Annotated in this window: 8 protein-coding genes; all 8 read left to right on the top strand. The window is 60.9% G+C overall.

The features are described from left to right. Positions 1-41: 41 nt before the first annotated feature. Entirely contained in the window at positions 42-1,277 is a 1,236-nt protein-coding gene (rlmN, locus tag PV375_RS08440; RefSeq protein WP_332106921.1) for a 23S rRNA (adenine(2503)-C(2))-methyltransferase RlmN, read from the top strand. Positions 1,278-1,437: 160 nt separating this feature from the next. Then, on the top strand, positions 1,438-4,341 hold the full coding sequence (gene uvrA, locus PV375_RS08435; protein WP_332106920.1) for an excinuclease ABC subunit UvrA: 2,904 nt from the start codon (positions 1,438-1,440) through the stop codon (positions 4,339-4,341). 6 nt (positions 4,342-4,347) lie between these two features. Next, positions 4,348-6,243, top strand: coding sequence for an excinuclease ABC subunit UvrC (gene uvrC / locus PV375_RS08430; RefSeq protein WP_332106919.1), 1,896 nt, complete (start codon positions 4,348-4,350; stop codon positions 6,241-6,243). 91 nt (positions 6,244-6,334) lie between these two features. Then, complete coding sequence (rapZ, locus tag PV375_RS08425) at positions 6,335-7,228, top strand: RNase adapter RapZ (protein WP_332106918.1); 894 nt, start codon at positions 6,335-6,337, stop codon at positions 7,226-7,228. A 122-nt stretch (positions 7,229-7,350) separates the two neighbouring features. After that, positions 7,351-8,319 (top strand): DNA-binding protein WhiA, encoded by a 969-nt coding sequence (gene whiA / locus PV375_RS08420; protein WP_201520762.1) that lies wholly within the window; start codon positions 7,351-7,353, stop codon positions 8,317-8,319. Positions 8,320-8,482: 163 nt separating this feature from the next. Continuing rightward, the gene (gene gap / locus PV375_RS08415) at positions 8,483-9,490 is read left to right on the top strand and encodes a type I glyceraldehyde-3-phosphate dehydrogenase (protein ID WP_201516958.1); all 1,008 of its coding nucleotides are present in this window, start codon (positions 8,483-8,485) and stop codon (positions 9,488-9,490) included. Between the two features lie 47 nt (positions 9,491-9,537). Further along, complete coding sequence (locus tag PV375_RS08410) at positions 9,538-10,749, top strand: phosphoglycerate kinase (protein WP_332106917.1); 1,212 nt, start codon at positions 9,538-9,540, stop codon at positions 10,747-10,749. Beyond that, a complete protein-coding gene (gene tpiA / locus PV375_RS08405; protein ID WP_332106916.1) occupies positions 10,743-11,534 on the top strand; it encodes a triose-phosphate isomerase in 792 nt (263 codons plus the stop codon). Before PV375_RS08410 ends, tpiA begins: the two co-directional genes overlap by 7 nt. The last annotated feature ends 9 nt before the right edge of the window (positions 11,535-11,543 follow it).

Genomic DNA, 11,543 nt, shown 5'->3' with positions numbered 1-11,543 from the left:
AAACCCGGCAAGATTGCAGCGCATCCGGGATACTGGAGAGGATGCGAAACGAAACTAGCCGCCAGACCCGCTCTCAGCAGCCCCGCAGTGACCGACCCCAGGTGCGTCCCACCGCCGAGGGGTGGGTGCAGCCGATGGGTCCGGACGGGCGTCCGCAGCTGCAATTCGCCGCCAAGCGGCGCGTGAAGCCGTCGCCCCGCCACCTGGCGGATCTCACCATGACCGAGCGGCAGGAGTGGCTAAAAGAACTCGGCTTTCCGGCGTTTCGGGCGAAGCAGCTTTCGACACACTACTTCCAGCATTACACCGACCGGGCAGAAGATATGACCGATCTGCCAGCGAAAGATCGCGATGAGCTGGTGTCACAGACCCTGCCGACGCTGCTCACCGAGGTGCGCCGACTGCGCACCGATGATGGCAACACCATTAAATTTTTGTGGCGCTGTTTCGACGGCGTGCTCGTCGAGTCGGTGCTCATGCGCTATCCGGGGCGGATCACGCTGTGTGTTTCTTCGCAGGCGGGATGCGGGATGAACTGTCCGTTCTGTGCCACCGGACAAAACGGTCTGACGCGTAATCTTTCCACCGCCGAGATTGTCGACCAGATCGTGCAGGCCAACCGGGCGATCGCCGGCGGTGAGCTCGGGGGAGTGCGCGCGGATGGCGTACCCGAGCGAGTGAACAACATTGTGTTCATGGGGATGGGTGAACCGCTCGCCAACTATAAGCGCATCATGAATGCGATCCACCGGATGGTCGACCCGGTTCCCGAGGGGCTCGGCATGTCGGCGCGCGGGATTACGGTATCGACGGTTGGCCTCGTGCCCGCCATCCGTAAACTCGCGGATGAGGGACTGCCGCTCACATTCGCGCTCTCGCTGCACGCCCCAGACGATGAGTTGCGCAATGATCTCATCCCGGTCAATAGTCGGTGGCAGGTGGATGAAGCGCTGGATGCGGCCCGCGAATACTTCGACAAGACCGGTCGCCGGGTGTCAATTGAGTACGCGCTCATTAAAGACATGAACGACCACGCTTGGCGCGCCGACCTGCTGGCCGACAAACTCAACGCGCGCGGTCGCGGCTGGGTGCATGTGAACCCGATCCCGCTGAATCCCACCCCGGGCTCGATCTGGACTCGGTCAACTCCGGAAGCCACCGAAGAGTTCGTGGAACGGCTGCGTGCCAAGGGCGTACCGACGACGCTGCGCGACACCCGCGGTAAAGAAATTGACGGCGCTTGCGGCCAGCTGGCGGCTGCCGACGAGCAGCGTTAGTCCTGTGAGAGTAACCAGGCGAGCGTAGCTCGGTTATTGGGAAGTGGCTTGCGGGTTTGCCTCTTTTTGGATCGGGGCAGATCTGGCTCGCTGATGTGCGGCGGACCGACCAATTCTAATTGTGGCGACGTACCCTGGTTTGGTGCCAGAATCTGCGTTTATGTCTCCCAACCAAGCCAAGACCCCTGTGCTGCACGTGCAGCATGCACGGGTACACAATCTCAAAAATGTGTCGGTTACGGTTCCCCGCGACAAAATGATTGTGTTCACCGGGCTTTCGGGGTCGGGGAAGTCATCGCTGGCTTTTGACACGATTTTCGCTGAGGGGCAGCGCCGCTATGTCGAGTCGCTCTCGTCATATGCGCGCATGTTTTTGGGGCAGGTTGACCGGCCCGATGTTGACCTCATCGAGGGGCTGAGCCCCGCGGTTTCGATCGACCAAAAATCAACCAACCGCAACCCGCGCTCGACCGTTGGCACCATCACCGAAATTTACGACTACATGCGTCTGCTGTGGGCGCGAGTTGGGACCCCGCACTGTCCCGTATGCGGTGAACAAATTGCGGCGGCCACCGTGCAGCAGATGGCCGACCGTTTGATGGAGCTTGACACCGGGACGCGCTATCAGATTCTGGCCCCGGTGGTGCAGCAAAAAAAGGGCGAGTTTGTCGAGCTGTTCTCGTCACTGTCACAGCAGGGGTTTGCCCGTGCGATTGTCGATGGCGAACGAGTGCAGCTGACGAACCCGCCGACGCTCAAAAAATCGTACAAACACGATATTTCCGTGATCGTTGACCGTCTCGCCGCCAAAGACGACCTGCTCGGCCGGCTCACCGACTCGCTGGAAACCGCGCTGCGATTGGCCGATGGGCGGGTCACGATTGATTTTGTCGATCGCGACAGCGACGATTCCGAGCGCACCATCACGTTTTCAGAGCAGCTCTCGTGCCCAAACAATCACGACCTGGCGCTCGCCGAAATTGAGCCGCGCACCTTCTCGTTTAACGCACCCTTTGGTGCCTGCCCAACCTGCGATGGTCTCGGCACGCGAATGTCGGTGGATGAGGAACTCATTATCGGCGATCCGGATGCATCCCTCGCCGAGGGCGCGATTATGCCGTGGTCGTCGCAGGGGAAATCGCTCTACCAGTATTTTGATCGGCTGCTGCGCGGCTTTGCCGATGAACTTGGCTTTTCGCTCACCACTCCCTGGCGCAAACTCCCGAAGGACGTGCAGCACGCTCTGCTGCACGGCAAAGACCACAAGGTGCGGGTGCGGTACCGCAATCGATACGGCCGCAACGTCACCTACTCATCGGGATTCGAGGGGGTCGTGCCCTACCTCGAACGGCAATTCGCCGAGGCAGAATCAGACACCGCCCGCGACCGGTGGCGCCAGTATCTGCGTGAAGTGCCGTGCGCCACATGTCAGGGCGCGCGGCTGCGCCCCGAGGTGCTGGCCGTCACCATCCAGGGCAAATCAATCGCGGATGTCACCTGGATGTCGCTCGACGAGGCGCTGGCCTTTTTTGACAACCTCGAACTCACTCCGCGCGAGCAGCAGGTGGCAGCCCAGGTGCTGCGCGAACTGCGTTCGCGGCTGAGCTTTCTCACCGAGGTCGGGCTGAGCTATCTCGATCTGGCGCGATCAGCGGGTACGCTCTCGGGTGGTGAGGCGCAGCGTATCCGGTTGGCAACACAGATTGGTGCCGGACTCACGGGTGTGCTCTACGTGCTTGATGAGCCCTCGATCGGTTTGCATCAGCGCGATAATCGGCGATTGATCGACACGCTCATCAAATTGCGTGACCTCGGGAACACCCTGATCGTGGTCGAACACGATGAAGACACGATTCGGGCTGCGGATTGGCTCGTCGATATCGGCCCGGGAGCGGGGGAGTACGGCGGTGAGGTCGTGCACTCTGGTAACTATGACGAGCTGCTCAAAAACGAGGCCTCGATCACCGGTGACTATCTCGCCGGCCGGCGCAGCATCCCGGTGCCTGCGAAGCGGCGCAAGGTCGACCCGAAACGCAAGCTCACGGTCGTGGGTGCCCGTGAAAACAACCTCAAAAATGTCACGGTCGACTTCCCCCTGGGCGTTTTTACCGCAGTGACCGGTATCTCAGGTTCCGGGAAATCATCGCTCGTGAACGATGTGCTCGAAAAGGTGCTCGCCAACCGGCTCAATGGCGCCCGACAGGTTCCGGGTAAACACACGCGAGTGACCGGTATCGAACATCTCGACAAGGTCGTGCATGTTGACCAGGCCCCGATCGGCCGCACCCCGCGCTCGAATCCAGCCACCTACACGGGGGTGTTCGACCGCATCCGGAACCTGTTTGCTGAAACGCCAGAAGCGAAGGCGCGCGGCTACCAGGCCGGCCGCTTTTCGTTCAACGTCAAGGGCGGCCGGTGTGAAGAGTGTCGCGGTGACGGCACGATCAAGATTGAGATGAACTTTTTGCCGGATGTCTACGTCAAATGTGAGGCGTGCGACGGCAAGCGCTACAACCGCGAAACCCTACAGGTGCACTACAAGGGCAAGACCATCTCAGATGTGCTCGAGATGCCGATTTCTGACGCGGCCGAGTTTTTTGAACCCATCACCGCTATCCACCGCTATTTGCAGACGCTGGTTGATGTGGGGTTGGGGTATGTGCGACTCGGACAATCAGCAACGACGCTCTCGGGTGGTGAGGCGCAGCGCGTGAAGCTGGCAACCGAACTGCAGCGGCGCTCAAACGGGCGCACGGTTTATGTGCTGGATGAACCCACCACCGGGCTGCACTTCGAAGACGTGCGCAAGCTGCTGGTGGTGCTCGAGGGCCTAGTCGAAAAAGGCAACACTGTTATCGTCATCGAACACAACCTGGACGTTATTAAATGCGCCGACTGGGTGATCGATCTCGGTCCCGAGGGTGGTGCCGGCGGTGGCGAAATTGTTGCTACGGGAACCCCAGAGCAGGTTGCTGCTGTCGCCGATAGTGCCACCGGTCAGTTCCTCGCCGAGATGGTTACACCGGCGCGAAGCCGGTCGCGCGGCAAAAGTCGTAGTGAATGATGCGTCATGACTGAAGCTCTGGATTGGCGGCCCCGCACCGGAGACATTCCCAATAAACCAGGTGTGTATCGCTTTATTGATGCCTCGGGTCGGGTGCTCTATGTGGGTAAAGCCAAGCGGCTGCGGCAGCGGCTACAAAACTATTTCGCCCCGCCGGCAACACTGCCTGAGCGCACCCGCCGGATGGTCACCTCAGCCTGCGATGTCCAGTGGACCGTGGTGCGGAATGAAGTCGAGGCACTGCAGCTTGAATACGCGCTCATTCAAGAGCTCTCGCCACCGTTCAATGTGCGGCTCAAAGACGATAAATCATATCCGTTCATGGCCGTCACCCTGGCTGATGAGGCACCGCGGGTGATGGTCACCCGCAACCGCAAAATCCGCGGCGCACGCTATTTCGGACCGTATCCAAAAGTGTGGGCGGTGAACGAAGCGATCGATCTGATGATTCGGGTGTTTCCCATCCGCACCTGCAACGACAGCAACTATCGTCGCGCCATGCTGACCGGCAAACCCTGCTTCGCCGGGCAAATTGGCAAATGCGGCGGCCCCTGCTCGCAAAAGGTCAGCATCGAAGAACACCACAAAATCGTCGCCGAATTTGTGCACTTCATGGAGACCTATGACCGGTCGATAGTGGAAGATCTTGAACGGCAAATGCGGGAGGCATCCGAGCAACTGCGATTTGAAGATGCCGCCAAACTTCGCGACCGGGTGCTCGCGCTCAACACCGTGCTCGAAAAATCAACCGTGGTGGTTGCCGACTCAACTGACGCGGACGTATTCGGGCTTGCCGACGACGAACTTGCTGCCGCAGTGCAGCTGTTTACCGTGCGCAAAGGGCGCGTGCGCGGGGTACGCGGGTGGGTGCTCGATAAAGAACTTGATGTGGAGCATCCGGTGCTGGTTCAACAGATGCTGCAAGAAGTGTATGGCGAACTCGAGCAGGTTCCGCCACGCGTCGTGGTGGTGCCGGAACTCCCCGATGATGCCGAAGCGCTTGCCGATGTGCTCAGCCAAATACGCGGTGCAAAGGTTGAGCTGCGCCAGGCACAGCGTGGGGCGCTGGCAGACCTTTCGCGCAGTGCCTATGCCAACGCGGCCGAGTCGCTGAAACAGTACAAATTGAAGCGCACCGCCGACTATGTTGCGCGCACTGACGCACTCAATGATTTGCAACGGGTCCTCGGCTTGAGCGAAGCGCCGCTGCGGATCGAGGCCTTTGATATTTCGCATCTGCAGGGCACCGGCATCGTCGGATCGATGGTGGTGTTCGAGGATGGGCTTCCCAAGCGCGGCCACTATCGCCGCTTCAATATCGCCGCGGCTCGAGACGATACGGATGCGATGCACCAGGTGCTTTCGCGACGCCTGGCATATCTTGTCGAGCCAGAAGCCGACGCTGGGGCCACGGCAGATTCTGGCGTGGATGCGGCGGCAGCGAAACAAAAATCAAAATTTGCCTATCCGCCGCAGCTGCTGCTTATTGACGGCGGGCAACCGCAGGTGGCTGCTGCACAGCGCGCCGTCGAAGAGTCTGGGGTGTCCGGGCTCGCCGTGGTCGGCATCGCAAAACGGCTCGAAGAACTGTGGCTACCGGATGATGATTTTCCGGTTATCCTGCCCCGTTCATCGGAGGCGCTCTTTCTCGTGCAGCGGCTGCGCGACGAGGCCCACCGGTTTGCGATCACGGCACAGCGCAAATCGCGACGCCGGGATATTCGGTCGCAGCTCGAAACGGTGCAGGGGCTCGGACCCACACGGATTGCAGCGCTGCTGCGCACATTCGGTTCGGTGGCGAAACTGCGACAGGCGACCATAGCCGAGCTGTGTGAGGTGCCGGGCATCGGAGAAACAACCGCCAAAGCAATCCATGACGCTCTCGGCAGCCCAGAGAACTAAAAAATCAGTCTCAAGCTGAGGTTTAAACTCGGAGCGGAAGCGCGGGTGAGGTCGGTACGCTTTAGCTACTGCCTGCAGCTGAGGGGGAAGTATGGAAGACACATCGGTATGTTCGGTGGATGATGAGCGACAGCGGCTGGTCATTGTTACCGGTATGTCGGGGGCCGGGCGCTCTACCGCCTGCAAGGCGTTTGAAGACCTGGGCTGGTTTGTAGTCGACAATCTGCCACCGCAGATGATTCGGCCGCTGAGCGATATTGCCACGCACGCGAGCGGCTCTATTCCGAAGCTTGTGGTGGCAGTCGATATCCGCGGTGGCCGACTTCTCGAAGGCTTTGCCGACTTTATGAAGACGCTGCGTGAAAACCACGATGTCGACGTGGTTTTTCTTGACGCTACCGATGAGCGGCTGGTGCGCCGTTACGAACACTCGAGGCGGCCGCATCCGTTGCAAGAGGGCGGCACCGTTCTTGAGGGTATTCGACGCGAGCGCGAACGGCTCAGCGAAATCCGCAGCATCGCTGATATGGTCATTGACACCACCGAGCTCAACGTGCACCAGCTGGCGCGGCGAATTTTTGAGCGCTTCGGAGACCCGGATGAAAACCGCATCCAGGTGTCGGTGACCAGCTTCGGTTTTAAGTACGGCATTCCCGCCGATGCCGACTTGGTGTTCGATATGCGGTTTTTGCCGAACCCGTTCTGGATTGAAGAACTGCGACCGTTCAACGGCCGTGACAAGCAGGTGAGTGACTATGTGCTCGAACAGGATGGGGCTGAAGAGTTCCTCGCCGCATTCCGCCAGCTCATTGGGCCGGTGCTGGATGGTTACGAGCGAGAAAATAAGCGGCACGCACTCATCGGCATCGGCTGTACGGGCGGAAAACACCGTTCGGTAGCCATGACCGAGCGAATTGCGAGTATTCTTCGTGAGCGCGATGATGTCGCCGTCCAAGTGCGACACCGCGATCTTGGTCGCGAATAGATCTGGCTGCGCTCCGATAACAACCGGATGTTCGCACCGCGTCATCGGCCAAAGCACGAGCAGACAAAGCGGTAGCCGCAACTCAGGCGGAACTACCGAGTGATGAGAAAGCAGGAAACCAATTGTTGTTGACCGCGCAGGTGAAGCGTGAGATCTCTTCGGTGAACCCGGGTAGTACACAGGCTCGGGCTGCTCAGGTGTCGAGCCTATTGCGTTTTGCCGGCGGCCTGCAACGAATTTCGAACCAGTATGTTATCGAGGCTGAACTCGGCGACGAAAAAGCCGCCCTGCGGCTGGCCACCGAGCTCAGCGCCCTGTTTGCCGCCCGCCCACGGGTGAGCAAGCAGGTTGGTAGCGAGGGCAAAACCTTCGTGGTGCGAGTGCTCGAAAAAGGTGACACCCTCGCTCGCCAAACCGGTCTCATGGACAACCGCGGTCAAATCGTTCGTGGTCTACCAAACCGGCTCGCGATCGGTCAGGCTGAAACGCTCGTGGCTGTGTGGCGAGGTGCTTTCCTGGCAGCCGGCACGCTCACCGAGCCCGGCCGCTCGGCGTCACTTGAAATCGCCTGCCCCAACCAAGAGACGGCCATGGCTCTCGTGGGTGCGGCAGCACGGCTCGGCATCTCGACGAAGGCGCGGGAAGTGCGCGGCGCACATCGCGTGATCATCCGTGAGCCCGAAGCGATTAGTGCCATGCTGTCGGCGCTCGGAGCGAAAGAAGTGCTGGCCGAGTGGGAGAAAAACCGACAGCGTCGCGAAACCCGAGCAACAGCAAACCGGCTCGTCAATTTTGATGACGCGAATCTGCGCCGTTCGGCGCAGGCTGCCGTGACCGCCTGCGCGCGTGTGGAGCGGGCGTTTGAAATTCTCGGTGACGATGTGCCCGAGCACCTGCGCTATGCCGGTGAATTGCGGCTGAAATATCGGGATGCATCGCTCGACGAGCTGGGGCGTCAGGCTGAACCGCAGATGACCAAGGACGCAGTTGCCGGGCGCATCCGTCGGCTGCTGGCCCTCGCCGACCGAAAGGCCGCTGAGCAGGGGATTCCCGACACCGAAACGGCGCTTGAGCACGAAGATTTGATCTAGTTGGTCGGCCGCCTGACCCGAACTCGATAGCCGCGGGTATGCGGGCTTAAAAGCTGGGAACCGAGTTTGCGTTTTCCCGCTAACCTGGCCCCGGAGTCAATCCGGGGTCAATACCGCGTTACCTCAACCAGAAACGCACACTCCCAACACCTAGGAGCATCCTGTGACCAAGATCGCGATCAATGGATTTGGCCGTATCGGACGTAGCTACGCCCGTGCCCTACTCGACGGCAGCCACCCCAACCTCGAACTGGTTGCCATCAACGATCTCACCGACAACCACACTCTTGCTCACCTGCTGAAGTACGACTCGACCTCGGGTGTGCTGCCCAACGACATCCGCCACGATGACGAAAACATCTACGTGGACGACCGCCAGGTGCACGCACTCGCCGAAGCCGACCCGGCTAAGCTGCCGTGGCGCGAACTGGGCGTTGAGCTCGTGCTTGAGTGCACCGGCCGCTTCAACGACCCGGCTAAGTCGCAGGCCCACATCGACGCTGGCGCCAAGAAGGTGCTGCTCTCGGCTCCTGCCAAGGGAGCTGGTGCTCCCACCTTCGTGTGGGGTGTGAACCACACCGACTACAACCCCGAAACCGACCACATCGTCTCGAACGCTTCATGCACCACCAACTGCCTCGCACCCATCGTCAAGGTGTTCAACGACAGCTTCGGTATCGTCTCGGGTCTGATGACCACGGTGCACGCCTACACCGCTGACCAGAACCTGCAAGACTCACCGCACCGCGACCTGCGTCGTGCTCGCGCGGCCGCGCTGAGCATCATCCCGACCACCACGGGTGCTGCTAAGGCCATCGGCCTGGTGCTGCCCGAGCTGGCAGGCAAACTCGACGGGTTTGCGCTGCGCGTGCCGGTCGAGACCGGTTCAATCACCGACCTCACGATCGTCACCGAGCGGGAGCTCACCGTCGAAGAGGTGAACGAGGCGTTCCGGGTAGCTGCCGAGGGCGAGTTCAAGGGCATCCTCAAGTACAACGAAGACCCGATCGTCTCGCGCGACATCATCGGTGAACACCACTCGTCGATTTTTGATGCACCGCTGACTCGCGTTATCGGCAACCAGGTCAAGATTTCGTCGTGGTACGACAACGAGTGGGGTTACACCGAGCGTCTCATGGACTTCTCGGCCTACATCGCTGAACGCCTCTAACAACCCACCGCTTCGACACCTTCGAACCTCTAGGGAAGGAACTAGCAATGGCTCTGCGTACGCTGGAAACCCTCGGCGACCTCGCCGGTAAGCGCGTGATCGTGCGTTGCGACCTCAACGTGCCGCTCGACGGCACCGAGATCACCGACGACGGACGCGTGCGTGCCTCGCTGCCCACGCTGCGAGCACTGCTCGAACAGGGCGCCAAGGTCATCGTCATTTCACACCTCGGTCGCCCGAAGGGCACCCCGCAGCCCGAGTTTTCGCTCGCGCCCGCGGCAACCCGTCTCGGCGAACTGCTCGGTCAGGATGTTGTGCTCGCGGCCGACACCGTGGGTGAGAGCGCCCAGGAAGCGGTGGCGAACCTGGCTGACGGTCAAGTCGTGGTGCTTGAAAACCTGCGCTTCAACCCCGGCGAAACCAGCAAGGACGATGCCGAACGCGAAGCCTTTGCCGCTGAACTCGCGAAGTTCGGTGACGCCTATGTTTCGGACGGCTTCGGTGTTGTGCACCGCAAGCAGGCGTCGGTGTACGACCTCGCCAAGGCGCTACCATCAGCTGCCGGCTACCTCGTTGCCAACGAGGTAGAAAAGCTTGGTCGCGTGGTAAACGACCCCGAAACTCCGTTCACCGTGGTGCTCGGCGGTTCGAAGGTGTCGGACAAGCTCGGAGTCATTGAAAATCTGCTTCCGCGGGTGAATCGCCTGGTTATCGGCGGCGGGATGCTCTTCACCTTCCTGGCAGCTCAGGGTCACGCCGTGGCCAAGTCGCTGCTGGAAGCCGAACAGCTCGACACTGTCAAGGGATATATCGACGAGGCTGCTGAACGCGGCGTTGAGCTGCTGCTGCCCAGCGATATTGTCGTTGCCGAAAAATTTGCCGCGGATGCCGACCACGAGGTGGTTGCAGCAGACGCGATCGAATCATCGAAGTTCGGTGCTGAGGGCATCGGTCTCGACATCGGCCCCGAAACTGCTCGGGCCTACGCTGAGGCGATTCGCACCTCGAAAACGGTGTTCTGGAACGGTCCGATGGGTGTGTTCGAATTCCCGGCATTTGCCAACGGCACCCAGGCCGTTGCGCAGGCGCTCACCGAGGTCGACGGGCTTTCGGTGGTGGGTGGCGGCGACTCGGCCGCTGCGGTGCGAACGCTCGGTTTCGCGGATGACGAGTTCGGCCACGTCTCAACCGGTGGCGGTGCGAGCCTCGAACTCATCGAGGGCAAGCGCCTACCGGGCCTCGAGGTGCTGGGATGGTAACGCAGCGCACCCCGCTCATGGCGGGCAACTGGAAGATGAATCTCGATCACCTGCAGGCGATCGCTCTCGTCCAGAAGCTCGCATGGACCCTGAAAGATGCCGGGCACGACTATCAGGATGTTGAGGTGGCGGTATTTCCGCCATTCACCGACATCCGTTCGGTCCAGACCGTGGTGGACGCCGACAAGCTCGGCGTCCGCTACGGCGGCCAAGACCTGTCGCCGCACGATTCGGGTGCCTACACCGGTGACATTTCGGGCGATTTTTTGAAGCGCCTCGCCTGCAGCTACGTGCTTGTGGGGCATTCAGAACGTCGCACGATTCACGGCGAAACCGACGAGGTGTGCGCCGCGAAGGTGCAGGCAGCACTACGCCATGAACTGGTGCCGGTGCTGTGCGTTGGCGAAACGCTCGAGCAGCGCGAAGCGACCGATCACCCGGCCGAGGTCGCGGTGGCGCAGATGCAGGCGGCGCTGGCAGATGTTGCGAATGACGCCGAAGTGGTAATCGCCTACGAACCAGTGTGGGCAATTGGCACCGGGAAGGTCGCGAGTGTCGAGCAGGCCCAGGAAGTGTGCCAGGCGCTGCGAGCTGCACTCGCCGAGCGCTTTGGCGCCGAGCGTGCCGCACAGCTGCGGATTCTGTACGGTGGCTCGGTCAAACCTGACAATGTCGCTGCGCTCATGCGCGAACCGGATATTGACGGTGCTCTCGTGGGAGGCGCCAGCCTGAACGTTGAAGATTTCGCTTCGATCGTTCGATTCCGGCACCACGTGGGCGCGTAGTCGTTTTCT

It is taken from the genome of Gulosibacter sp. GYB002, from assembly GCF_036577665.1.
GTDB lineage: Bacteria > Actinomycetota > Actinomycetes > Actinomycetales > Microbacteriaceae > Gulosibacter > Gulosibacter hominis.
Note: the sequence above shows the minus strand (reverse complement) of the source record. Positions and strands in the feature narration are given on the sequence as shown.

Excerpts from the sequence above, each read along its gene's own strand:
- PV375_RS08410 (WP_332106917.1), top strand. The coding sequence starts at position 9,538 with ATGGCTCTGCGTACGCTGGAAACCCTCGGCGACCTCGCCGGTAAGCGC.
- tpiA (WP_332106916.1), top strand. The coding sequence starts at position 10,743 with ATGGTAACGCAGCGCACCCCGCTCATGGCGGGCAACTGGAAGATGAAT.
- rlmN (WP_332106921.1), top strand. The coding sequence starts at position 42 with ATGCGAAACGAAACTAGCCGCCAGACCCGCTCTCAGCAGCCCCGCAGT.
- rapZ (WP_332106918.1), top strand. The coding sequence starts at position 6,335 with ATGGAAGACACATCGGTATGTTCGGTGGATGATGAGCGACAGCGGCTG.
- uvrC (WP_332106919.1), top strand. The coding sequence starts at position 4,348 with ATGACTGAAGCTCTGGATTGGCGGCCCCGCACCGGAGACATTCCCAAT.
- uvrA (WP_332106920.1), top strand. The coding sequence starts at position 1,438 with ATGTCTCCCAACCAAGCCAAGACCCCTGTGCTGCACGTGCAGCATGCA.